The 22,546-nt window shown below is 66.5% G+C and carries 21 protein-coding genes and 2 tRNA genes; 8 read left to right on the plus strand and 15 right to left on the minus strand.

From position 1 onward, the window contains the following. The first annotated feature begins 31 nt into the window (after nt 1-31). Entirely contained in the window at nt 32-574 is a 543-nt protein-coding gene (locus AB4Y73_RS00620; protein ID WP_441867232.1) for a hypothetical protein, read from the plus strand. A gap of 18 nt (nt 575-592) precedes the next feature. On the opposite strand, the gene AB4Y73_RS00625 is transcribed toward AB4Y73_RS00620, so the two are convergent. Genes AB4Y73_RS00625 through AB4Y73_RS00635 form a run of 3 tightly spaced genes read right to left on the minus strand, consistent with a single transcriptional unit; the run spans nt 593 to nt 2,614 of the window. Beyond that, nucleotides 593-1,660, minus strand: a complete 1,068-nt coding sequence (locus AB4Y73_RS00625; protein WP_441867235.1) for a UDP-N-acetylmuramate dehydrogenase — start codon at nt 1,658-1,660, stop codon at nt 593-595. A gap of 46 nt (nt 1,661-1,706) precedes the next feature. Then, nucleotides 1,707-2,144, minus strand: coding sequence for a MaoC family dehydratase (locus AB4Y73_RS00630; protein WP_441867238.1), 438 nt, complete (start codon nt 2,142-2,144; stop codon nt 1,707-1,709). Between the two features lie 2 nt (nt 2,145-2,146). Continuing rightward, complete coding sequence (locus AB4Y73_RS00635; protein ID WP_441867241.1) at nt 2,147-2,614, minus strand: FAS1-like dehydratase domain-containing protein; 468 nt, start codon at nt 2,612-2,614, stop codon at nt 2,147-2,149. A gap of 113 nt (nt 2,615-2,727) precedes the next feature. On the opposite strand from AB4Y73_RS00635, the gene AB4Y73_RS00640 reads away from it, so the two are divergent. Further along, on the plus strand, nt 2,728-3,108 hold the full coding sequence (locus AB4Y73_RS00640) for an ArsR/SmtB family transcription factor (RefSeq protein ID WP_441867244.1): 381 nt from the start codon (nt 2,728-2,730) through the stop codon (nt 3,106-3,108). Next, complete coding sequence (locus tag AB4Y73_RS00645) at nt 3,105-4,781, plus strand: SulP family inorganic anion transporter (protein ID WP_441867247.1); 1,677 nt, start codon at nt 3,105-3,107, stop codon at nt 4,779-4,781. The genes AB4Y73_RS00640 and AB4Y73_RS00645 overlap by 4 nt, the downstream gene beginning before the upstream one ends. Here AB4Y73_RS00645 and AB4Y73_RS00650 read toward each other — a convergent pair. From AB4Y73_RS00650 to AB4Y73_RS00665, 4 genes are all read right to left on the minus strand, one after another. Next, on the minus strand, nt 4,771-4,995 hold the full coding sequence (locus AB4Y73_RS00650) for a DUF3188 domain-containing protein (RefSeq protein WP_441867250.1): 225 nt from the start codon (nt 4,993-4,995) through the stop codon (nt 4,771-4,773). The two genes, AB4Y73_RS00645 and AB4Y73_RS00650, sit on opposite strands and share 11 nt — an antisense overlap. Nucleotides 4,996-5,024: 29 nt before the next feature. Continuing rightward, complete coding sequence (locus AB4Y73_RS00655; RefSeq protein WP_441867253.1) at nt 5,025-5,888, minus strand: HpcH/HpaI aldolase/citrate lyase family protein; 864 nt, start codon at nt 5,886-5,888, stop codon at nt 5,025-5,027. Nucleotides 5,889-6,052: 164 nt separating this feature from the next. Beyond that, complete coding sequence (locus AB4Y73_RS00660) at nt 6,053-6,994, minus strand: aldo/keto reductase (protein WP_441867256.1); 942 nt, start codon at nt 6,992-6,994, stop codon at nt 6,053-6,055. 43 nt (nt 6,995-7,037) lie between these two features. Next, nucleotides 7,038-8,756, minus strand: a complete 1,719-nt coding sequence (locus AB4Y73_RS00665) for a glycoside hydrolase family 13 protein (protein ID WP_441867259.1) — start codon at nt 8,754-8,756, stop codon at nt 7,038-7,040. Between the two features lie 120 nt (nt 8,757-8,876). Between AB4Y73_RS00665 and AB4Y73_RS00670 the strand changes: the two genes are divergently transcribed. Continuing rightward, a complete protein-coding gene (locus tag AB4Y73_RS00670; protein WP_441867262.1) occupies nt 8,877-10,043 on the plus strand; it encodes an ROK family protein in 1,167 nt (388 codons plus the stop codon). Nucleotides 10,044-10,078: 35 nt separating this feature from the next. Here the strand turns inward: AB4Y73_RS00670 and AB4Y73_RS00675 are convergent, their stop codons facing one another. From AB4Y73_RS00675 to AB4Y73_RS00710, 8 genes are all read right to left on the minus strand, one after another. Next, complete coding sequence (locus AB4Y73_RS00675) at nt 10,079-11,650, minus strand: Na+/H+ antiporter (RefSeq protein WP_441867265.1); 1,572 nt, start codon at nt 11,648-11,650, stop codon at nt 10,079-10,081. Between the two features lie 129 nt (nt 11,651-11,779). Further along, nucleotides 11,780-12,436 (minus strand): SDR family oxidoreductase, encoded by a 657-nt coding sequence (locus AB4Y73_RS00680; RefSeq protein ID WP_441867268.1) that lies wholly within the window; start codon nt 12,434-12,436, stop codon nt 11,780-11,782. A 15-nt stretch (nt 12,437-12,451) separates the two neighbouring features. Beyond that, the gene (locus AB4Y73_RS00685; RefSeq protein ID WP_441867271.1) at nt 12,452-13,012 is read right to left on the minus strand and encodes a dihydrofolate reductase family protein; all 561 of its coding nucleotides are present in this window, start codon (nt 13,010-13,012) and stop codon (nt 12,452-12,454) included. 47 nt (nt 13,013-13,059) lie between these two features. Beyond that, the gene (gene yidC, locus AB4Y73_RS00690; protein ID WP_441867274.1) at nt 13,060-13,854 is read right to left on the minus strand and encodes a membrane protein insertase YidC; all 795 of its coding nucleotides are present in this window, start codon (nt 13,852-13,854) and stop codon (nt 13,060-13,062) included. Between the two features lie 142 nt (nt 13,855-13,996). Then, nucleotides 13,997-14,070, minus strand: a tRNA-Met gene (locus AB4Y73_RS00695). A gap of 62 nt (nt 14,071-14,132) precedes the next feature. Next, a tRNA-Thr gene (locus AB4Y73_RS00700) sits at nt 14,133-14,204 on the minus strand. A 249-nt stretch (nt 14,205-14,453) separates the two neighbouring features. Beyond that, nucleotides 14,454-16,628, minus strand: a complete 2,175-nt coding sequence (locus tag AB4Y73_RS00705) for a DEAD/DEAH box helicase (RefSeq protein WP_441867277.1) — start codon at nt 16,626-16,628, stop codon at nt 14,454-14,456. Between the two features lie 414 nt (nt 16,629-17,042). Continuing rightward, nucleotides 17,043-17,699, minus strand: coding sequence for an MOSC domain-containing protein (locus AB4Y73_RS00710; protein WP_441867280.1), 657 nt, complete (start codon nt 17,697-17,699; stop codon nt 17,043-17,045). A gap of 181 nt (nt 17,700-17,880) precedes the next feature. Between AB4Y73_RS00710 and AB4Y73_RS00715 the strand changes: the two genes are divergently transcribed. The 4 genes from AB4Y73_RS00715 to AB4Y73_RS00730 are packed head-to-tail and all read left to right on the plus strand — an operon-like array spanning nt 17,881 to nt 22,476. Next, nucleotides 17,881-18,468 (plus strand): Tat pathway signal protein, encoded by a 588-nt coding sequence (locus AB4Y73_RS00715; protein ID WP_441867283.1) that lies wholly within the window; start codon nt 17,881-17,883, stop codon nt 18,466-18,468. A gap of 2 nt (nt 18,469-18,470) precedes the next feature. Then, complete coding sequence (locus AB4Y73_RS00720; protein WP_441867286.1) at nt 18,471-19,682, plus strand: glutathionylspermidine synthase family protein; 1,212 nt, start codon at nt 18,471-18,473, stop codon at nt 19,680-19,682. Between the two features lie 31 nt (nt 19,683-19,713). Further along, the gene (locus AB4Y73_RS00725; protein ID WP_441867290.1) at nt 19,714-21,270 is read left to right on the plus strand and encodes an APC family permease; all 1,557 of its coding nucleotides are present in this window, start codon (nt 19,714-19,716) and stop codon (nt 21,268-21,270) included. Between the two features lie 9 nt (nt 21,271-21,279). Beyond that, nucleotides 21,280-22,476 (plus strand): acyl-CoA dehydrogenase family protein, encoded by a 1,197-nt coding sequence (locus AB4Y73_RS00730; RefSeq protein ID WP_441867293.1) that lies wholly within the window; start codon nt 21,280-21,282, stop codon nt 22,474-22,476. Nucleotides 22,477-22,546 lie beyond the last annotated feature (70 nt).

Raw genomic sequence — 22,546 nt, forward strand, 5'->3', positions numbered from 1 at the left:
ATCCTAGATGCCGTCCAGATAGGGTAGAGCCATGACTTTGGGGAGTTTGTGGCAGTTGTTCGAGCGTGCAACAAAACAGTGGATGCTGGGAGGGACCGCCGCGGTACTGGCGGGCGTGACCATTGGACTTGGCCCTACCTTGGGGTTCGGGGAGGCCGGGTTCACGGAGGCCGGGTTATCGACCAGCGGGGTCCCGGGCGGTGGATTCCCGGGCCAACCAAGCATGGAACTCCTGATGGCTTCGCTGTTCCTGTCGTTGGGCGGCGGGTACGCCGTCCTGTTTCCCGGCCTGCGGGCGGGCGGCGATGTCCACCTCCTCCGCGACTGGAAGATCTCGCCACTGAGCGGCCGGCTGTTCTGGGCCCTCTCGTTCGGCACCGCGACAGCGGGCCTGATGGCCTGCGTCCTCTCAGCCACGACGCATTCGGCAGTTCCCGTGGCCTTCGTCTGGCTGTTCATGGGCCCGTTCCTGGCGCTCAACGGATGGGCCGCCGCCGTCATGGGAACCGCGGCGGCAGTCCGGCTGGCCGACCCCTCAGACGCGCACTCAGCCCTCGCCACGCCGACCTGCTGACCTGCTGACCTGCTGACCTTAGAGCGTCAGCCCGATCAGCAACGGTTCAGGGTGCAGTTCAATGCCAAAGCGTTCGACGACGCCGTCCCGCACCTCGCGCGCGATCGCCACGATGTCTTTGGCGCTGGCTGAGCCGCGGTTGGTAATGGCGAGGGTGTGCTTGGTGGACAGCGAGGCCCGACCACCCGAGGCGCTGTCCGGTTCCAGGCCGTAGCCCTTGCCGAACCCCGCCTCGTCGATCAGCCAGGCCGCCGAGAGCTTGACCATCCCGTCGACGCCGGCAGGAAACCGGGGTGCCGCTTCTGGGAGCCCAGCGGCCACTTCCAGGGGAACAACCGGGTTGGTAAAGAAAGAGCCGGTGGAATAGGTGTCCCTGTCCGCCTGGTCCAGCACCATGCCCTTGGAGGCCCGCAGGCGGAGCACTTCACGCCGGACGTCGTTGGAGTAGGCGCGCTTGCCGGGTTCCACCCCGAGGGAACGGGCCAGCTCGGCGTAGCGGATGGGCGCACTCATCCGGCCGATCGGCAGCTGGAATTCAACTGTCAGAACCACGTAGCGCGGCGAGCCGTCCACGGTGGTCTGCTTCAGCATGGAGTCGCGGTAGCCGAACTTCAGCTCAGAATTGGTGAAAGTCTGCACAGCGTTCCGGGTCCGGTCCCACGTGCGGACCGCGGCGATGGTCTGGGAGACATCCGAGCCGTACGCGCCGACGTTCTGCACGGGCGTGGCACCGGTGGCGCCGGGGATGCCGGAGAGTGCCTCGATGCCGGACCAGGCGTGCAGCACGGCGTGCTCCACCAGGGCATCCCAGTTATGGCCGGCCTGGACCACCACGGCAACCCCGCCGCAGGAGTCCTCGGCGTTGACGAGGAACCCCTCCGAGGCGATCCTGACCACCGTGCCGGGGAACCCGTCGTCGGAAATCAGGAGGTTGGAGCCGCCCCCGATAATCAGGAGCGGCTCCCCCGCGGCGTCGGCGGTGCGGACGGCGTCGATGATCTCCGCCTCGCTCCGGGCCTCAACATACTTGCCGGCGGGACCCCCGACGGCGGCCGTGGTCAACTGGGAGAGCAGAGTGGAAGTCACCCATCCACACTATCGGGAAATCGTGGCCGGCTAGTGGACAGTCTCGTCAGGACAGGCGGACGACAGCCTGGGCCTTCATCAGCACTTTCTGGCCGGCCGCAACCACGGTGAGGTCAACACGGGCGGTGCCCGCATCGGCGTCGAGCTTTCCAATGGCGCCGCTCACCTCGATGGTGGCCCCGGGCTCGTCGGTTCCAGTGGTATCGGTGACCAAGACCGGTTTCGTGAAGCGGGTCTGAAAGTCGACGACGGCGGCAGGGTCGCCAGCCCAGTCGGTCACCAGCTGCACGGCGGCGCCCATAGTGAACATGCCGTGGGCGATGACCCCGGGCAGTTCCACGCCGGTGGCGAAGGCTTCGTTCCAGTGGATGGGGTTGAAGTCGCCGGAGGCGCCGGCGTACTTGACCAGGTCGGTGCGGGTGACCTCGACGGTGCGGCTGCCGATGTCCTGGCCGGCGGTAAGTTCGTGGAAGGTGGGGCTCATGGTTACTGTCCCTCTCCGCGGACGAGGATGGATGAGGTGGTGGTGGCGACGGCTTCGCGTGAGTCGGTACCGCCGTCGGTCAGAGCGAAGATCTCGGCGCGCGTGGTGATCATGGCGCCGCCGCCCATGGCGCGGACGCCATCAACGTGCAGCTCCGCCACGAGCCGGTCCCCGGCGAAAATAGGGCGGTGGTGGATGAAGCGCTGGTCAGCGTGGACCACGCGGGTGAAGTCGATGCCGGCCTCCGGGTCCTCGATCAGCTGCGCGTCGGCGCGCTGGGCGATGATGATGGCGAACGTGGGCGGCGCCACCAGGTCGGTGTGGCCCAGGGCCTTGGCGGCCTCGACGTCGAAGTGGGCTGGGTGCATTGCCTTGACGGCGCGGGCGAACTCGCGGATTTTTTCGCGGCCGACGTCGTACACCTCTGCGGCAGGATAGCTGCGGCCCTGCAGGTCCGGATTGATAGTCATGGCCTCAAGCCTATCGTTCCGGGCAGCACCGGAGGGGTCTTGCGTCACGCTGATATGATGGATTTATCATTCCATCAAGTGACCTGTTGCAGGTTCACGGAGGTGCACTCCCTATGTTGTCTCCCGCCCAGGCTCCCCTGTACGAGATCAAGGCCAACCTGTTCAAAGCGCTGGCACACCCCGCCAGGATCCGGATCCTTGAGCTGCTCGCTGCCGCCCCGGAAAATACCGCAGCCGTAAGCTACCTACTTGCCGAAACCGGCCTGGAGGCCTCGCATCTCTCCCAGCACCTGGCAATCCTGCGCAGGCACAAGGTGGTGACGTCGGTGCGTAGCGCCAATGCCGTGACCTACAGACTGGCGCATCCGGGCATTTCGCAACTGCTGGCCATCGCCCGCACCTTCCTGCTGGACGGCCTGGCCGACTCCAACGAACAGCTCCGGCTGGCGCAGCAACTGCCGGCCGGGCACTTGTCCGCGGAGTCTGCCTCGTGAGCACCGAACTGCGCCCAGGTTCAACGGGCCTGGCCCGCTTCGTGCCGTCCCGGGCAGACTACGCCGGCCTCCGGCAGTCCTGGCGGACGGACGTGTTCGCTGGGATCACGGTGGGGATCGTGGCGTTGCCGCTGGCCCTGGCGTTCGGGGTCAGCTCCGGGGTGGGCGCCGAGGCGGGACTCATCACGGCGATCGTGGCCGGCCTCGTGGCTGCTGTCATGGGCGGCTCCCACGTCCAGGTCTCGGGACCCACCGGGGCCATGGTGGTGGTCCTGGCGCCGGTGGTGGCGGTGCACGGGACCGGAAGCGTGGCCCTGGTGTCATTAATGGCCGGGCTCATGGTCTGCGTCCTCGGCATCAGCGGCCTGGGCAAGGCTGTGGCGTTCATCCCCTGGCCAGTGGTGGAAGGCTTCACCCTGGGAATCGCGGCCATCATCTTCCTCCAGCAGGTGCCGCTCGCGACCGGTACGGCCGGGACCCCGGGCCACAACACGCTACTCGCGGCCATCGAGGCGGCGTCCGGGGCGGTGGCACCCACAGTCCTGCTGACCCTCGCACTCGTGGCGGGGATCGCCGTCGTCATGGTCCTGGTCCAGAAGTATTTCCGGGCGCTACCGGCGAGCCTGCTCGCAGTACTCCTGGCGACGGCGGCTGCCGAACTTTTGCAGCTGGACGTGCCCCGGATCGGCGCGCTGCCGCACTCCCTGCCCTCCCCCTCCCTGCCCGCCATGGATCCGGCGTCCATCGGCGCGCTGGCGATGCCCGCCGTCGCCATCGCCGCCCTCGCCGCCATCGAATCTTTGTTGTCGGCCCGCGTTGCAGGCGGGATGGTTGGCCCGGACGGAACCCCGAGTGGTGCCTACAGCCCGGATCGGGAACTGACGGGCCAAGGCCTGGCATCCATCGCCGCCGGATTATTCGGCGGAATGCCGGCCACGGGCGCCATCGCCAGGACCGCCGTAAATGTGCGCTCAGGCGCGAAGACCCGCCTATCCGCCGTTGTCCATGCGGTAGTGCTGCTGGGCATCGTCTATTTGGCTGCCGGGCTGGTGGGCCGCATTCCGCTGGCAGCCCTGGGTGGCGTGCTGATGGTCACCGCGGTGAGGATGGTCTCACGGCGCACGGTGAACGCGATCCTGCGCTCAACACGGTCGGATGCGGCGGTCTTCGTCCTCACGGCAATCATCACCGTGGCGTTTGACCTGATCGTGGCGATCCAGATCGGGCTGGCCGCAGCGGCACTTTTCACGCTGCGGAAATTCGCGTCGCTGAGCAGCGTGCAACGCGAGGAGATTGCCGGGGCCTCGGCCGAGGGTGATGAACATATTGCCGTCTTCCGGCTGGACGGGGCCATGTTCTTCGGCGCCGCGGAACGCATCCTCCAGGAGATCAGCCAGGTCAAGAACGTCCAGGTGGCCATCATCAGGCTCTCCCAGTTACGGATGCTTGACGCCACCGGCGCGCACGCACTCGTGGAGGTCATCTCCGCCCTGGAACTGCGGGGCATCACGGTGCTGCTGAAGGGAGTCCGGCCGGATCATCTTGCCTTGGTGACCAACGTCGGCGTGATCCGTTCGCTGCGACACCACAAGCATCTGTTCGAGGACCTGCCGGCCGCCGTCGAGCACGCCCGCAGCCATGTGCGCCGGAACGCGGCTGCAGCTACCGCTTGAGGGTCTTCCGGATCGCCTGGCCCCGGACCACTATGCCCACGATGTGCAGGACCAGTCCCAGCCCGATGACGGGCAGCGACGCGGTGGCCAGGCCCTGGTTGCCGGAGATGTTGCCGATCAGGTTCAGGATGATTCCGACGCCGATCAGCCCCATGGCACAAAAGACGGTGACCTTGTAGGCGGTGGGCGCGGTGTTCCAGAATTCGTTCAGCACCGTCCAATTCTAGCGAGCGATGCGAGGCGTCAGAGCGCGGGCTGCACCCCAAAGGCCACTGCAAGCTTCATGATCTTCTCGGCGCGGCCCAGGCGGGGCAGGTCCGAGCCGTCGCGGATGACTCGGCCGTTGGCTTCGAAGTCGTTCATGAAATCGGTGGCCCAGGCGACGTCGGACGGCGTTGGGCTGATGACCTCGTTGATGACCGGGGTCTGGTCGATGGCAAGGCAGAGCTTGCCCGTCATCCCCATCATCACCGTGATGCCCGTCTGCTCCCGGAGGATGGGATGGTTGGTGCCGACTGTGGGGCCGTCGATGGGACCCGGCAGGTTGCCCACGCGGCTGGCAACCACCAGCTTGGCGCGGGGGTATGCCATGGCCTCCGCCGTGGCGGCCATGCCGGTGTCGCGACGGAAATCGCCGGAACCGAACGCCAGGCGGAACGCTCCCTGCGCCTTGGCGATGTTGTTGGCTTCCTCGATCCCCACGGCCGATTCAACCAGCGGGATAACGGGTGTCTTGCCGTCCATCCGGTGGAAGCTCTCGGTCACCTGGTCAGCGGATTCGGTCTTGGCCAGCATCACACCGAGCAGGCCCGGAGTTCCGCGCAGTCCGGCGAGGTCGTCGGCCCAGAAGGGGCTGGTGGCATCGTTGATGCGGACCCAGGCCTTCCCTCCGCCGGTCAGCCAGTCAATGACATGTCCGCGCGCCTGGTCCTTCTGCGACGGGTCCACCGCGTCTTCAATGTCCAGAATGATCGAGTCAGCGCGGGAATCAGCCGACTGGTCGAACAGTTCGGGCTTCATGGCATTGACCAGAAGCCACGAACGGGCGATTTCTGCGGGGATGTTGCGTTCGGGCCGTACGGTCTCGGCGGCGATGGTAGACGTCATGCTTCTACCGTATCTGGCCGGGCCCTGCGAGCGCTAAGCGGGAACCCTCCGTGATGACCAATACGAACAATAGGCGTGCCTCCGTCCGCCGCACCCGCGAATGTAGGTAGCAGCAAGTGTCGTTCTGAGGGCTCAAAACGACACTTGCTGCTACCTAGTTGGGGTTAGGGGAGGTTGGTTCCCCGGGCTGCGATCCATAATCCGTACCAGTCGGCCCGGGTCATGGCCTCAGCCACCCTGGTGGCGTCCGCGCACGCGGCGATCCGGGCCGGATTCACCGTGCCGATCACGGGCGCGATCCCGGCCGGATGCTTCATCAGCCAGCCCAGGAGCACGGCCTCCCCCGTGGTGCCGTATTTGCCGGCGAGCTCCCGGACGAGTATCGCCGTGGAAGTCTCGGCCGACGTCGGGTCTTCCGGGGCTGCGCCCGTGTACAGCCCCCGCGCCAGCGCCCCGTAGGCCTGTAGCGTCACGCCGTTGCCGGTGCAGTACTCCAAGGTGCCGTGCGGAAAGCTGTAGTCCAGTGAGTCCGCATGGTTCACCAGGACCTGGCTCTCAAGCCACGCGCGCTTCAGCAGGCTCATCTCCAGCTGGTTGGCCATCACAGGCACGTCCAGCCGGTCCTGCAGCGCCTGGATCTGCGCGCCGGACATGTTGGACACGCCCACCTGCCGGACCTTGCCAACAGCCAGAAGTTGCCCGACGGCGTCCGCCACTTCGGCCAAGTCCGTCAGGGGGTCGGGGCGGTGCAGCAGCAGGACGTCCACGTAATCCGTCTGCAGCCGCTTCAGGCTGCCGTGCACCCGTTCCAGGATGGCTTCCCGGCTCAGGTCGTAGTGGGTGGCAAGCCCGCGTTCGTTGAGCCGGATCCCGCACTTGGTCTGCAGCCGGATCCGTTCGCGGAGCCCGGACGTTGCCGCAAGCACCTCACCGAAGACGGTCTCCGACTTGCCGCTGCGGTAGATGTCCGCATGGTCGAACAGCGTGATCCCCGCGGCCAGGGCAGCTTCGACGGCGGCAGCGGCCTCGTCCACGTGGTCAGTGCCGTGTGGTTCGTCGGACCAGCTGCCGCCCAGGCCCATGCAGCCGTAGATGAGCTCCTGCATCAGGCGGTGTCCCCGCCCGGCACTGCCGCCACCGGAACCGGCATCAGCGCAGCCAGGCCGTGGTGTTCGCGGGGAGCTTCCCGTCGTCCAGTGGAGAGCTGCTGAGCAGCACTGTCCCTTCGGGAAGTTCGACGGCGGTGTCCCCGAAGTTGGTCACTGACTGCCAGCCGCCGGGGCGGCTGAAGTGCAGGACGTCCGGGTTGCCCGTCTCCGACCATTCAAGTTCCTCCGCGGCCTGCAGTTCCCGGCGCAGCTTCAGGGCCGTGCGGTACAGCTCCAGGGTGGAGTTCTCGGTGCCGTCCTGCGCCTGAACAGCGTACTTGCTGAACCAGTCAGGCTGCGGGAGGTGCGCGCCGCCGTCGCCGAAGCCGAAGGAGGTGCCCTCAACCGTCCACGGCAGCGGAACCCGGCAGCCGTCGCGGCCCACCTCAACGCCTTTGTTCCGGAAGAAAGCCGGGTCCTGGCGTTCGGAGTCCGGGATCTCAGCAACTTCCTGGAGCCCCAGTTCCTCGCCTTGGTACAAGTAGGCGGAACCGGGGACTGCCAGCATCAGCAGCGTGGCAGCGCGGGCACGCCGCTCGCCGAGTTCCACATCCAGTTGGTCCTTGGGGCCGCCGGCCAGCAGCCAGGCTTTCCCGTCCTGGCCCTTGGCCTCGTTGCCCTTTGATGCCTTGGACCCCGTGGGCAGCCCGTAGCGCGTGGCGTGCCGGACCACGTCGTGGTTGGAGAAGACCCACGTGGACGAGGCCCCGGTTGCCTTGGCCTCGGCCAGGTTGCGGGTGATGATTTCGCGGAACTCCTCAGCGTCAAAGTCGGCCTGGAGGAGATCGAAGTTGAACGCCTGGCCCAGGCCCTCCGGGCTTGCGTAGCGGCCGCGGCGGGTGGCGTGCACCCAGGCTTCAGCGACGGCGGTGCGCGGCGGGTTGTACTCGTTGAACACCTGACGCCATTCGACGTAGATGTCGTGCACTTCGTCGCGGTCCCAGAAGGGGTGCGAGCCGTCGTCGAACCCGTCGATGCCGCTGTTCGCTTCGGTCAACTCCACCTTGGAGAGCAATGGCTCGGTGAGGTCCTTGGTCAGGGCGTGGGCCACGTCCACCCGGAAACCGTCCACGCCGCGGTCGGACCAGAAGCGCAGGGTCTTCAGGAAATCGTCGCGGATTTCGCGGTTGGCCCAGTTCAGGTCCGGCTGCTCCTTCGCGAAGATGTGCAGGTACCACTGGCCGGGGGTGCCGTCGGGTTCAGTGATGCGTTCCCAGGCGGGGCCGCCAAAGACGGAATCCCAGTCCGACGGCGGCAGGTCGCCGTTCGCGCCCAGCCCGTCGCGGAAGATGTAGCGTTCCCGCGCCGCGGAGCCCTTCGGTGCGGCGAGCGCCTCCTTGAACCATTCGTGCCTGTTGGACGAGTGGTTGGGGACAATGTCCGCGATGAGCTTGATGCCGGCGTCGTGCAGTGCTTTGGCCATCTCGTCGAAGTCCGCCAGGGTGCCCAGCTTGGGGTCAACGTTGCGGTAGTCGTCCACGTCGTAGCCGCCGTCGGCGAGCGCTGACGGGTAGAACGGGCTCAGCCACACGGCGTCGACCCCCAGCGCCTTTAGGTACGGGACCTTGGCCGTGATGCCCTTGATGTCCCCGAGGCCGTCACCGTTGGAATCAGAGAAGCTGCGCGGGTAGATCTGGTATACGGCAGCTTGACGCCACCAGTTGGGGTCGGCCGGACGGTCAGAATCGGAAAGGGTTGCCAGAGTGGCAGAGGTGGACAAGGCGATGATCCTTTTCATCTGGGGGTGATCATTCCGGGACAGCTGGGTACAATTTAGATAGTTACTAAATATATTCCCCCCACCAATTATGGGACTGTGGAATCTGGAGGTCAAGGACGCATGAAGAACGCCGGGGCACCCAGCCCCCAGCTGCTGCGGCGTCTTAATGCGCACGCAGTCCTGTCCTTCCTGCGCACCGCGGACGTAGCCACCGGGTCAGACCTGATGGCGTGGACGGGACTGACCCGGGCTTCAGTCATCGCCGTCTGCGAGGACCTGCTCCACCGGGGCTGGATCAGGGAACTGGAGGCCGACCGCCAGTCCGGCCAGCCGAAGGGACGGCCCGCCCGCCGGTTCGAGCTGAATCCGCGGGCCGGGGTGGTCCTGGGCATCGACATCGGGGCGGCCACAACCACCGCCGCAGTGGCCGACCTGCGCGGAAACATCATCGCCAGGGCAAGCCGCAGCTTCTGGATCCCCGAGATCCCGGCTGCGGAGCGCATCGACGTTGTAGACCAGGCCTGCCGGGCAGCACTGGCAGAAGCGGGCGCCGCTTCAACGGACGTCCTGGCGGTGAGCGCTGGCCTTGCGGCGCCGGTGGACCGCGCCGGCAATGTCCTGGTGACCCGGCCTTTCTGGCGGTTGTTCGACGTCGGCCTCCGGGCCGCGCTGAAGGACCTCCATGGCTGGACGGTGCTGCTGGAGAACGACGCCAATCTAGCGGCCCTGGGTGAGCGGTGGCACGGAACCGGGGCAGGCGTTGATGACCTGGTGGTGCTGCTCGCCAGCGAGCGGATCGGTGCCGGCCTCATCGAGTCCGGGCGGCTGCTTCACGGGCTGTCCGGGGCCGCAGGCGAAATGGGCTACCTGGATCTCGTGGACGGGGTGGGCAGTTCCGCCGGTATCGCCGTGTTGGCCAGGGAGTGGTACCAGGCCGCCACGGGATCCCCACTGGAGGCGCCGGAGGTCTTCACCGCCGCGGCCGCTGGCGACCCCGCCGCAGCGGCAGTCCTGGACCGGCTGGCCGAACGGCTGGCGCGGGTTGTGGCATCAGTGGCGGTCCTGCTGAACCCGGAGCAAGTGGTGATCGGCGGAGCAGTGGCCGGCTCGGCCGGCGCTCTGGTCCCCGGCATCGAGGCGTGGCTTCCGCGCTTCACGGCTACCGTCCCCCGCGTCACGGTGTCACCGCTCGGCGATGCGATCGTGACCATCGGAGCGGTCCGGCACGCGCTGGACTTCGTGGAGGCCAATGCGCTGGATCTGACACTTGCCGCCCGGCCGGCGTGAGGCGATCGCCCTCACCGCGCTTCGCCCGGCCGGGCTTATTCCGGCATGATCATGGTCCGCAGGTCCAACTGCCGCAACACCCTGTCCGCCACTTCGGGGTCCATGTCGGGTTCATTGCGTGCCAGCACCACTTCCTGCCGCGCCGCGTCCAGGGCGATGGTCTGGACTGCGATGGCCAGCCCGCGGCCCCGGCCCCGGAGGTCGGCAACGGATTCGTTCCGGAGGCTCCCGTCCAGGAGCTCGGCGTGCAGGCGGCCCATCTTTTCCTTCACCAGGGCCACTTTCTCGGGTGGCAGGTCCTTCATCAGGTCATGCTGCCTCAGTGCGGCCACGGCGGCGGCCTGCGCCCGCTTGGCCAGGACTCGGGCCGCATCACGCTCCTCCGACCCGTCGTTTGACGCTTTGAGGACGCGCATCAGCCACGGGAGGGTCAGCCCGGGAAGGACCAGCGTGGCCAGGAGCACGGCGCAGGCGATCACCACCATGTAGTCCCGGGCCGGGAACGGTGTTCCGTCGGCCAGCGTCAGGGGTAGTGCCAGCGCGAGGGCGAGTGTGGCCAGTCCGCGCATGCCGCACCAGGTCAGGATCAGGACTTCTTTGGCGGAGTGCGGCTGCAGGAGGTTCTGGCGCTTCCGCGCACCCATCGCCAGGACCGCCAGCCAGAGAAACCGCACCGCAAACACCAGGACGCACACCAGCGCCGCGACGCCGAGCATTCCCCAGATATCGTTGCCTTCGTCCCGGACTACTTGCCGGATTTCGAGTCCCACGAGCCCGAACGCCAGGCCTGTGACCAGCAGTTCCACCACATCCCAGAAGGCAGTCCGGGTGATTCGTTCGGCGGCGTCCTCCGGCCGGGAATGGCGCTTGATCTCCAAGGCGGTGACCACCACGGCGATCACGCCGGAGGCGTGCACCTCCTCGGCCAGGATGTACGCGGCGAACGGCACCACGAGCGTCACCGCGCTGCGGGCCACCATCGAACCCACCAGCCGGGTGATCAGGGCCGTCAGCCAGCCCATGGCAATGCCAACCACCACGGCAACGGCAGCCCCAATGACAAACTTCAGGACGACGTCGGGCCCTACCTCAGTGCCGCCCACCGCCGCTGCCACCGCTGCCTGGAAAATGACGATGGCGGCGGCGTCGTTGAAGAGGCCTTCGCTTTGCAGCACGGTGATGAGCCGCCGCGGCATGCGGACCCGGCCCGCCACGGATTCAACGGCAACCGGGTCCGGCGGAGCCACCATGGCGCCCAGGGCGATGGCCGCGGGAATGCCGATGCCCGGGATCATGAGCCAGGCGGCGCCAGCCACGACGGCCGTGGTGATGACCACCAGCGCGACCGCCAGCAGGATCAGCGTCCGCCATCTGACCCGGAAAACGGCCCACGAGCTGCGCTGGGCGGTGGCAAAGAGCAGCGGCGGCAGGAAGATGGGCAGGATCAGCTCAGGGGCGATGTTGAGGTCCGGGAATCCCGGAATGAAGGTGAGGGCCGCCGCCAGGATGAGCATCAGCACCGGATACGGCAGCCGGAGGCGATCCCCCAGGCCGACGGCCACCACAGTGGCCAACAGAAGTCCGACGATGAGTGCCAACTGATCCATGTGCCTGCTTCCCCAGCGGGGCGGCCTGTCCCGCCACCCGGCGGGAGGCGCCTGCCGCCGGTCTCAGTTTATCGGCCCGGGACTTCTATCGGTGGGGTACTGCCACCGCCCCCTTGCGCTGCATTTAGCCTAAGGCAGCGGTTCCAGTGCCGCTGCGATGGGCAGGGTGCCGTCGCGGAATTCGATGGTCCGCCCTGCCGTTCGGGGCAGGTCCAGTACGGCCGCTGCCACGCTGGCGGTGTTGCTGCGGGAGGTGGCCCCGTTGCCGTCCCTTGGCGGGTTGACCTCGATCAGGCCGCTGGCGGCCTGGTCCGTCAGGCTGCCGGGACCCAGGATGGTCCAGGCCAGTTGGGTGCCGCGCAGGTACTCATCCGCCGCCGCCTTCGCCTCCGCGTAGGCGAAGAAAGGGTTATCCGCCGGGACGCCGTGCTCCGGACCGGCACCGAGGTAGGACACCATGACATAACGCCCGACGCCGGCCTCGGCCGCCGCGTCCATCGACCGGATGGCAGCGTCACGGTCCACCGCGTAGGTGCGTTCCGGGTTGCCTCCCCCGGCGCCGGCTGACCACACCACGGCGTCGTGGCCTTTGAGCGCCGCGGCGATTTCCGCCGTCGTCGAGTTTTCAACGTCCAGGACCGACGGCGCTGCTCCCGTTGCCTCAACGTCTGCGGCGTGGTCCGGGTTGCGGATGATCGAGGTGACGCTGTGGCCTTCCGCGGTGAGGAGCGTGGACAGGTGGAGGGCCACTTTGCCGTGGCCGCCGATGATAACGATGCTGTTCATCACCCCATTGTGCCCCTACGGGAGGACACGATAGCGGAGGTAGACCACGCCGTTGCCGAACCTGCGCTCCGCCAGGAGGTCAAGCCGCAGGTTCAGGCCGTCGGGCAGGAACCGCAGGCCGCCTCCGACCGCCACCGGGTTGACGAACAGCTGGCACTCGTCCACGAGCCCGGCCTGGAGGGCGGCTGCGGCGAGCGTGGCGCCGCCGATGCTGATTTTTCCGGCGGTGCTTTCCTTCAGTTTCCGAACTGCCTCGGCGTCGAATGCCCGCTCGATCCTGGTCCGGGCTGTGTCGACGCTGGTCAGCGAGGAGGAGTAGACAACTTTGTCTGCACCCTGCCAGATCCGGCCGTAATCCTGGATGTAGTCCGGCGCCCCCGGCGTGCTGCCGAAGGTTTCCCAGACTGACAGGACCTGGTACATCCGGCGGCCGAACAGGTAGGTGGCCACGTCGCGTTCGAGGTCGTTGATGAAGGTGTGGACTTCCTGGTCCGGTTCGCTCCAGCTGAAGTTCCCGTCCCGGTCCGCCACGTAGCCGTCGAGGGACGCGATGCCTGAGTAGATGAGCTGGCCCATCCGCCTATTGTGCCGTCGTCGTGCGGTGTTGGATAGGCCGCGCCTGCTCACTTGACGAAGAACTGTTGCGCCAGGGTCCAGAGGTTGGTGGTGGTCCAGTAGATCAGGACGCCGATCGGGAAGAGGATGCCGCCGACGCCGAAGATGAGAGGAAGGATGTACAGGAACATCCTCTGCTGCCGCAGCAAGGGATTGTCCGCGGCTTCCTCCGGCTTGCTCGTGGCCATGATCCGTCGCTGTGTCATGAACTGCGCGGCCACCATGACCAGGATCATCAAAATGGTGAGCACAGTGACCGCCGCCGGATCCCCCGCCCCGCCGTGCAGCACGGACCCCGACAGCGGGGCGCCGAGAATGCTCGACTCGTCGAACTGCGCTACCTGCTGGTGGCTCATCGCGCCGATGCCCTGGTCCTGCCCGGCTGCGGACGTGATGCCGGACAGGACCTGGAAGAGGGCGAAGAAGAATGGCACCTGGATCAGCACGGGCAGGCAGGCAGAAAGAGGGTTGGCCCCATGGTCCTTGTACAGCGCCATCTGCTCCTGCGCCATGGCCTGCCGGGACAGCTGATCCGTTTTGCCCTTGTACTTGTCCTGCAATTTCTTCAGGTCCGGCTGCAGGCGCCCCATCCGGCGCTGGGCGCTGACCTGCCTCAGGAACACCGGGATCAGTGCGGCACGGATGACCAGCACCAGCCCGATGATGGAGAAAGTCCATGTCCAGCCGTTGGCAGCCGGCATGCCGATGCTGCTCAAGGCATCGTGGAACCAGACCATGAGCGCGGAGACAAGCCACTTGAACGGAGCCATGACCGCCGCGAAGACGTCCACTGAAACCCCCATCGCCGGATGCTGCCAAGCTACGGCCAAAAGCCACGCTTGTCACTGGCGCTGACAGCAGGACCCCGGCTGGCCCAGTTCCCCGTCGATCCGGGTGGACACAGAAAAGCCCCCGGAATCTCGGGGATTCCGGGGGCTTAGCCTGTAGCGGTGGGGAGGCTCGATCTCCCGACCTCACGATTATGAGTCGTGCGCTCTAACCAACTGAGCTACACCGCCACGAATGAGAAAAACCTGCATCAAGCCGGTCAAAAACCGCCTTGACACAGGCCCTCATCCAGAGCCCCCCACCGGAATCGATCCGGTGACCTCGTTCTTACCAAGAACGCGCTCTACCACTGAGCTAGGGGGGCAACGAGTAAATACTCTACCGGAAGATTTGGCCACCAACAAATCGGGGGAAGGACGGGCCCCGGCGCACCAAAAAGTGCCTATTTGCGGGCAAAACACGCCCACTGGCCCCCCTTCCAGGGACGCTAAATACCGCCCCGGGAAACCGGTGTGACCAAGCGAACAAGGAGCCGCGGCCGTCGGGCCTTAAATACCGAGGGACCGGCTCGAAAGCCGGCCCCCGGGGAGACGCTTGTCAGACTAGCCGACGGTTACCACTTGCCCTTGCGGTTGAAACCGCCCTGGCTGCCTTCGGTGCGGGGCTTGCGTGAGCCGTCGCCGTGGCCGCCGAAGCGGGAGTCGCTGGCCTGGCCGCGGCTGGAGCCGCTGTCGGCACCAACGCTGCGCTCGGAACGGTCGCTGTAGGAGCGGCCACCACGGTCAGCGGAGGAACGCTCGCCGTCGTTCTTGCGGAAGTCCTTCTTGAACCCGCCGTTGCCCTTGAAGTTGCCGCCGCCGGAGTAACCGCCGCGGTCTCCCCCACGGTTGCCCTGGTAGCCGCCACGCTCGCCGCCGCCGGAAGGCTTGCGGCCGTTGTCCAGCTCGAGGTGGATCAGCTCGCCGCCGATCCGGGTGCGGGACAGGGCGCGCAGCTGCTCGGGGCTCAGGTCTGCCGGGAGCTCCACGAGGGAGTGGTCCGAGCGGATGTCGATGCCGCCGATCTGGGCTGAGGAGATGCCGCCTTCGTTGGCAATGGCACCCACGATGGAGCCCGGCATGACGCGCTGGCGGCGTCCGACGGCGATCCGGTAGGTGGCGTTGCCCTCGGTGAGCGTACGGGTCGGGCCGCGTGAGCCGAAGCCGTCCTTGGAGCGCTCGCGCTTCTGGAACTCGGGAGCAGCGGGCAGTTCCTTGACCAGCAGCGGCTGGCCGCCCTGGGCCATGACCGCCAGCGCGGCAGCGATTTCCGAGGCCGGAACGTTGTGCTCCTGCTCGTAGGAAGCGATGAGGTCGCGGAAGGCTGAAACGTCCTCGGACTCAAGGGTCTCGGTGATCTTCTCGGCGAACTTGCCCAGGCGCAGCGTGTTCACGGTTTCGGCCGTGGGCAGGTGCATCTGCTCCACCGGCTGGCGGGTTGCCTTTTCGATGGAACGCAGCAGGTACTTCTCCCGCGGCGTCATGAACAGGATGGCGTCACCGGAACGGCCTGCACGGCCGGTGCGGCCGATGCGGTGGACGTAGGACTCCGTGTCATGCGGGATGTCGTAGTTGACCACGTGGCTGATGCGCTCAACGTCAAGGCCGCGGGCGGCGACGTCGGTGGCCACGAGAATGTCGATGCGGCCTTCCTTCAGCGCGTCAACGGTGCGTTCGCGCTGCTGCTGCGGGATGTCGCCGTTGATAGCGGCAGCCTGGAAACCGCGGGACTTCAGCTTGTCAGCCAGGTCCTCGGTAGCCATCTTGGTGCGCACGAAGGCGATGACGCCGTCGAACTCTTCAACCTCGAGGATGCGGGTCAGGGCATCCAGCTTGTGCGGGCCCATGACCTGCAGGTACCGCTGCCGGGTGTTGGCGCCGGTGGTGGTCTTGGACTTCACCGAAATCTCGGCCGGGTTGTTCAGGTACTGCTTGGACATGCGGCGGATCTGGCTCGGCATGGTGGCGGAGAACAGCGCCACCTGGCGGTCCGACGGGGTCTGCTGGAAGATCTGCTCCACGTCTTCGGCGAAGCCCATGCGCAGCATTTCGTCGGCCTCGTCCAGCACCAGGTACTGGAGCTCGGACAGGTCCAGGGAACCCTTGGAGATGTGGTCGATCACACGGCCGGGGGTACCCACAACAACCTGGGCACCGCGGCGCAGGCCGGCGAGCTGGGGGCCGTAAGCGGAGCCGCCGTAGACGGGGAGGACGGTGAAGTCATCGATGTGCTTGGCGTAGGAGGTGAAGGCCTCGGCGACCTGGAGAGCCAGCTCGCGGGTCGGAGCCAGGACCAGCGCCTGGGTCTTGCGGGAGGGGCCGTTGAGGTCGTGGAGCTCGGCCAGGCGGGACAGTGCCGGTACTGCGAATGCTGCAGTCTTACCGGTGCCGGTCTGGGCGAGGCCCACGACGTCGCGGCCTTCAAGCAGCAGCGGGATGGTGGCTGCCTGGATGGGGGAAGGCTTTTCGTAGCCGACGTCCTGCAGGGCGGCGAGGATGCGGCCGTCAATGCCGAGATCGGCGAACTTGATGCCCTCTTCGTCGTCTTCCTCAGCCTTGGCAGGCTCTTCGGCTTCGTCAGCCTTGGCGGGGGCTTTGGCGGCGGGCGCTTCGGCGGCCGGCGCTTCGGTTTCAGCGGCGGGCTCTGCTGCGGGGACAACGGCCTCGGTGAATTCGACGGCGGGTGCTGCTGTTTCGGCGTCGTTCACGGTGTTTTCCGTGGCAGTGGCGTCGTTCTGATTTTCAGGCATAGGGAAGTTTCCTCATCCATAGGGGGCCAGGCGGCACAACCCGAGGTGAGCGGAGCCGCAGTACGTGTGCCGTGGGTGCCGGGCATACATTGACCGGCCGGTCACTGGAAGTCCGGCGCTTTCGCAATCCCGTGGCAGGACTTCCCGCTGCATCTCTTGGCTGCTATCCCAGCAGTCTGTACAGCGTTTTCTTTAGCCGGCTCTCCCTATGAAAATGCCCGCATCGCTTGTGCGGGCCCCAACACTTACCAGTCCTGCCTCAAAAATTGGGCAGGAATAAGGGATTTCCGGAGTGGGGGATATTTCAAGTGTAAGGTACGCACCCTCCTAGGCTGAAATTGAACGCACGACGGCGGCGGTGAGCTTGCGCACACAGCCCTCAGCGGGTGCCTCGTGCGGGAGCTCAAGCGCTGGCTAGGGTGCCAACTGCCGCTGCAGCCGCTCGAACTTCGCCCCGTACTCGGGTTGCTGCAGTCGGATCTCGCCATCGGCGTCGGCGTCCCGTAGTGCCTCCATGGATTCCAGGTCAGGTTCGCTGAACCACTTACCCACGGTGATCCCGTGCTTCGGCACAAAGATACGGTGGATGTGGTCGCCTGCCCGGATGGTCCCGGGGTGGATCACCCGGAGGTAGGCGCCCACGCGTCCTGCCTCGGTGAAGCGCTTGACGAATTGGGGCTCGCCCATGCGCCGCTGGAACGCAGCGCAGGGCGTGCGGGGGGACGTGACCTCGAGTTCGACGTCGAGCCCGATCTTCCAGCGTTCGCCGATGACCGCGCCGGTGGTTTGGATGCCGGTGACGCGGAGGTTTTCGCCGAAGATGCCGGCGGGAAGGTCGCGCTGGAGCTCTGCCGCCCAGTAATCCGCGTCTGCCTGGGAGTATGCGTAAATCGCCTGGTCCTCGCCGCCGTGATTGATCCTGTCCGCCTGGATGTCCCCGTGGACGCCCAGCCGGTGGATGCGGACCGGCCCGTCCACGGGGCGCTTGTCGATGGCGGTGACCCCTACAGTTCCCTCATCGGCGAGGAGTTGGTGGACGCGGCAAACGGCAAGCACAGAGGCGGTTTCCATGGCTCAAGTGTAGGTTCCCGACGGTTCGTTGGCGCGGTGCGGCGGGATGGGGACATCTCCCCCGGTTTCTGCTCGCAGCCGCCGGGGCCACCGGCTAGGCTGATTTCAGGATTCAGCTTCCGGCGCACCGTTGCGCCCACTTTCAGCGCGCATTCCAGCATGGACTATCGAGGGGGACGTCATGGACGCGGACAAGGACCACCCCGGCGGTCCGGATAAGGACTCAGCCGGCGGTCCGGACAAGGACAAGGCCAAAGACGCGCCGAAGCCCCCGCCGTGGCAGGTGCCCAAGCCGGAACTGCGCCCCGAACTCCTGAACGAACCGATTCCCACCGTGGACCCGTTCGCCAGGGACCGCGAGCGCCAAAGCCAGGAGGCAGCCACCCGCAAGAAACGCTCCCAGCGCCGCACCGTCGTCGTGGGCTTGGGGGTTACTGCACTCTTGGCCGGCACCATTACCGCCATCGTGGCCAGCAACGAGGATGAGCCCGAGTACGCGCAGGTTTGTTTCAACGACGAAACCGGCGAGCGCGTGGAGGACACCCAGTGCAACAGCTCGGCCGGCCGCAGCGGAGCCCTCTACGCCTGGTATTTCTACTCCCGTGGCGCCAGCGTGCCCGCGGTGGGGCAGAACAGGTCAACGGCGCCCAACTTCACCAGGACGGTGCCGAGCGGCGCCAAGGCCTCGACTGGCTACAGCACCAAGGGCGGCACGGTCAGCAGGGGCGGCTTCGGCAGCAGCTCCAAGGGCGGAAGCACGGGGGGTTAGGCGTGAAGCGCTTGTTATCGGAGCCCCGGCCCGGCTGGAAGCAGAAAATCGAAGAGCAGGGCCTGGTCTTCTCCACCACCACCATGCCCGACGGAAAGAAGATCGAGTACTGGAACGAGTCCGCCTACTACGAATTCACCCTCGATGAGGTGGAGTCCCTCGAGCTCCAGGCCGAGGACATGCACAAGATGTGCCTGGAAGCAGCGAAGTTCATGGCCACCGGCACCCTGGGGAACATCGGCATCGGCCCGCAGGCCCTGGAGCTTGCCGCCGAATCGCTGCAGGCCGGGGACATGGATATCTACGGGCGCTTCGACTTCATCTATGACGGCCAGGGCGGCCCGGCCAAGATGCTGGAGTACAACGCCGACACCCCCACGGGTCTGATTGAGGCCGCCGTCGCCCAGTGGTTCTGGCTGCAGGACGTGTTCCCTGGGAAGGATCAGTGGAACGGCATACACGAAGCCCTGATCCGGCAGTGGAAGAAGATGCAGTACCGCACCGGGATGAGCACGCTGCACGTCGCCCACTCCGAGGCCGAGGAATCCGGCGAGGACTGGATGACGGCCGCCTACATGCGGGACGTTGCCAGCCAGGCCGGCTGGACCACCATCGGCATCAACATGTCCGATATCGGCTGGGACCCGAACCTGAACCGGTTCGTGGACTTGGACAACTTCATGATCAGTACCATGTTCAAGCTGTACCCGTGGGAACTGATGATGAAGGAGCCGTTCGGGCACCGGCTCCTGCAGCGGGCCCACAACCCCCGCTGGGTGGAGCCCGCCTGGAAAATGCTGCTCTCCAACAAGGCCCTGCTCGCGGCACTCTGGCACCTGTACCCGGACCACCCCAATCTGCTGCCCGCCTACCTCAACGAGCCCGGACCCCTGAAGGAGTGGGTGGCCAAGCCGCTGCACGGGCGTGAAGGCGACAACATCAAGATCCATGCCCGGGGAATGAGCCTGGAGCAGCCGGGCGGCTACGGCCGCGAGGGCTGGTGCTACCAGCAGTTCCATCCCTTGCCGGACTTCGACGGCAACCACCCCGTCCTGGGCCTCTGGGTTGTCGACGGCGAGTCCGTAGGCTGCGGAATCCGCGAATCGGACGGCCCCATCACCGACTACTTCTGCCGTTTTGTGCCCAACACCATTGACGCCCCGGCGCCGCTTTCGGCGCAGGCCCACTCCAATAAGGCAGGTATCGCCCTATGAGCCCCCTGACACTTCCCTGCCCGGCGGCACCATGAGCGCGGAAACCACGACGACGGGCGGCGGCTCCGGCGGCGATTCAGGCGACGGAGCCGGTGGTGCTGTCCCGGCGAAGGGGCTCCGGGCAGGAATCCTGGACCTCGGCGACTCGGTCATGCTGGGCCTGGCGTCCACGGCGCCCGTGTATTCACTCGCCGCCACGCTGGGCCTGATCGTGGCCGTCAACGGCAACTACACTCCCCTGATCCTGATCCTCGGCTTCATCCCCGTCCTCTTCATCGCGTACGCGTTCCGGGAATTGAACAGCGTGATGCCTGACTGCGGCACCACCTTCACGTGGTCCCGCAGGGCGTTCGGTCCGTGGGCCGGCTGGCTGGGCGGCTGGGGTGTGGCTCTGGCCGGCATCGTGGTCCTGGCCAACCTCGCGCAGGTGGCCGGGCAGTACCTGTGGCTCCTGATCGGCGATGGTTCGCTGGCCGGAAACAAGCTGGTGGTCACGGCCACCGGTGTGCTGTTTATTGTCTTCATGACCCTGGTGAACTACCGGGGCATCCGGCTGGGCGAGCACGTGCAACGCGTCCTGACCTATGTGCAGTACGTCTCGCTGGGCATCTTTGCGCTGGCCATCATTACGAGGATCGCGGGCGGTGCATCCGGCGGCGCCACAACCGGCCAGGCTTTTGACTTCGAGTGGTTCAACCCGGCCGGCGCATTTGCGGATCCCGGTGCCGTAGTACATGGCGCCCTGCTTGCCCTGTTCATTTACTGGGGCTGGGACACCTGCCTCGCGGTGAACGAGGAGACTGAGAACCCGTCCACCACGCCCGGGCGCGGCGCGGTCATTTCGGCCTTCGTGCTCGTGGCCATCTACGTCTCGGTGGCCCTGCTGGTGATGATGTACGCCACCGTGGGCACCGAGGGAATCGGCCTGGGCAACGAGGCGAACCACAGCGATGTGTTCCTTGCCATGAAGGACGTGGTCCTCGGTCCGTGGGGCTGGCTGATCATCGTGGCCGTCCTGGCTTCGGTCCTGTCCTCCACCCAGACCACCATCCTTCCCACGGCCCGCGGGACGCTGTCCATGGGAGTGCACGGGGCGCTCCCCCCGAAGTTCGGCGAGATCCACACCCGCAACCAGACGCCGGGATTCTCCACCCAGCTCATGGGCGCCGCCGCGGTGGCCTACTACGTGGCCATGAGCATCGTCAGCGAGAACCTGCTGTCCGATTCGATCAGTGCCATCAGCCTCTTTATCGCCTTCTACTATGCGCTGACCGGTTTCGCCTGCTTCTGGTACTTCCGCGGCACGCTGCGTGACAACGCCCGCAACCTCTGGTTCCGGGGCGTCCTTCCCCTCGTTGGCGCCCTGTTCCTCACCGCAGCGTTCTTCGTTTCGGCGGTCCAGATGTGGGATCCGGCCTACGGCGACACGCAGATCTTCGGCGTCGGCGGGGCCTTCGTCAGCGGTGTGGTGCTCCTCGCCCTGGGCGTGGTGCTCGCCGTCGTCTGCCGGTTCCTGCCGTCAACCCGGGGGTACTTCACCGGGAAGCCACCCGCGGCGGCCCCAACGTCCACCCCCGCATCCACCTAGGATTTGTCCATGAGCAATGACGCCTCGGCCACCATGCCGGACCCCTCCGACGTGCTGGCCCTCGATTCCCTGCTGACCCCTGATGAGCTGGCACTCAGGCAGCGGATCCGCGACTTCACCGACCAGCGCATCAAACCCAACATCGGCGGCTGGTACGACGATGCCGTGTTCCCCCTTGAGCTGGCCGGCGAGCTCGGCGAACTGGGCGTCCTGGGGATGCATCTGGACGGGTACGGCTGCGCCGGGAGATCCGCCGTCGAATACGGTCTTGCCGCGATGGAACTCGAAGCCGGCGACTCCGGGATCCGCACGTTTGTGTCAGTGCAGGGGTCCCTGGCCATGACGGCCATCCACAAGTGGGGTTCGGAGGACCAGAAGCAGGAGTGGCTCCCCCGGATGGCCGCCGGCGAGGTGATCGGGTGCTTCGCCCTGACCGAACCCACAGCCGGCTCGGACCCGTCCTCCATGGCTACCTTTGCGCGCCGGGACGGTACGGGCGACGACGCCGGCTGGGTGCTGGACGGGGCTAAGCGCTGGATCGGGCTGGCTTCTGTTGCCGGGGTGATGGTGGTGTGGGCCAAAACGGACGACGGCGTGCGCGGCTTCCTTGTCCCGGCGGGAACGCCCGGCGTCACGGCTACGCCCATCGCCCGGAAGCTTTCGATGCGCGCCTCCATCCAGTGCGACATCACGTTCGACGCCGTCCGGCTGGGACCGGAGGCACTCCTGCCGGGCGCCTTCGGCCTGCGCGGGCCGTTTACGTGCCTGAACGAGGCACGCTACGGCATCGCCTGGGGTGCCATGGGCGCAGCGCGTGATTCGTACGAGGCTGCCCTTTCTTATTCACTGGACCGGCCGCAGTTCGGCAAGCCCTTGGCCGGGTACCAGCTGACTCAGGAAAAGCTGGTCAATATGCTCGTGGAAATCCAAAAAGGCACCATGCTGGCGCTGCATCTGGGCCGGTTGAAGGACGCGGGCAGGTTGCGGCCGGAGCAGATCTCGCTGGGGAAGCTGAACAATGTGCGCGAGGCCATCAAGATCGCCCGCGAAGCGCGCTCGATCCTCGGCGGCAACGGCATCACGCTGGACTATTCACCGCTTCGGCACGCCGCCAATCTGGAGTCGGTCCGCACCTATGAGGGCACTGACGAGGTCCACACCCTGGTGCTGGGCCAGCACATCACAGGCCTCGGCGCGTTCCGGTAGGCGCCACGGCCCAACTAGGTAGCAGTAGATGTCGTTTTGAGGGCTCATAACGACATCTACTGCTACCTAG

The sequence above is a fragment of the Pseudarthrobacter sp. TAF60_1 genome, assembly GCF_052113505.1.
In the GTDB taxonomy this organism is placed as follows: domain Bacteria; phylum Actinomycetota; class Actinomycetes; order Actinomycetales; family Micrococcaceae; genus Arthrobacter.

Coding starts and splice junctions, on each gene's coding strand:
- AB4Y73_RS00620 (WP_441867232.1), top strand. CDS start 32: ATGACTTTGGGGAGTTTGTGGCAGTTGTTCGAGCGTGCAACAAAACAG.
- AB4Y73_RS00630 (WP_441867238.1), bottom strand. CDS start 2,144: ATGAGCCCCACCTTCCACGAACTTACCGCCGGCCAGGACATCGGCAGC.
- AB4Y73_RS00635 (WP_441867241.1), bottom strand. CDS start 2,614: ATGACTATCAATCCGGACCTGCAGGGCCGCAGCTATCCTGCCGCAGAG.
- AB4Y73_RS00640 (WP_441867244.1), top strand. CDS start 2,728: ATGTTGTCTCCCGCCCAGGCTCCCCTGTACGAGATCAAGGCCAACCTG.
- AB4Y73_RS00655 (WP_441867253.1), bottom strand. CDS start 5,888: ATGACGTCTACCATCGCCGCCGAGACCGTACGGCCCGAACGCAACATC.
- AB4Y73_RS00660 (WP_441867256.1), bottom strand. CDS start 6,994: ATGCAGGAGCTCATCTACGGCTGCATGGGCCTGGGCGGCAGCTGGTCC.
- AB4Y73_RS00670 (WP_441867262.1), top strand. CDS start 8,877: ATGAAGAACGCCGGGGCACCCAGCCCCCAGCTGCTGCGGCGTCTTAAT.
- AB4Y73_RS00675 (WP_441867265.1), bottom strand. CDS start 11,650: ATGGATCAGTTGGCACTCATCGTCGGACTTCTGTTGGCCACTGTGGTG.
- AB4Y73_RS00680 (WP_441867268.1), bottom strand. CDS start 12,436: ATGAACAGCATCGTTATCATCGGCGGCCACGGCAAAGTGGCCCTCCAC.
- AB4Y73_RS00685 (WP_441867271.1), bottom strand. CDS start 13,012: ATGGGCCAGCTCATCTACTCAGGCATCGCGTCCCTCGACGGCTACGTG.
- yidC (WP_441867274.1), bottom strand. CDS start 13,854: ATGGGGGTTTCAGTGGACGTCTTCGCGGCGGTCATGGCTCCGTTCAAG.
- AB4Y73_RS00705 (WP_441867277.1), bottom strand. CDS start 16,628: ATGCCTGAAAATCAGAACGACGCCACTGCCACGGAAAACACCGTGAAC.
- AB4Y73_RS00710 (WP_441867280.1), bottom strand. CDS start 17,699: ATGGAAACCGCCTCTGTGCTTGCCGTTTGCCGCGTCCACCAACTCCTC.
- AB4Y73_RS00715 (WP_441867283.1), top strand. CDS start 17,881: ATGGACGCGGACAAGGACCACCCCGGCGGTCCGGATAAGGACTCAGCC.
- AB4Y73_RS00725 (WP_441867290.1), top strand. CDS start 19,714: ATGAGCGCGGAAACCACGACGACGGGCGGCGGCTCCGGCGGCGATTCA.
- AB4Y73_RS00730 (WP_441867293.1), top strand. CDS start 21,280: ATGAGCAATGACGCCTCGGCCACCATGCCGGACCCCTCCGACGTGCTG.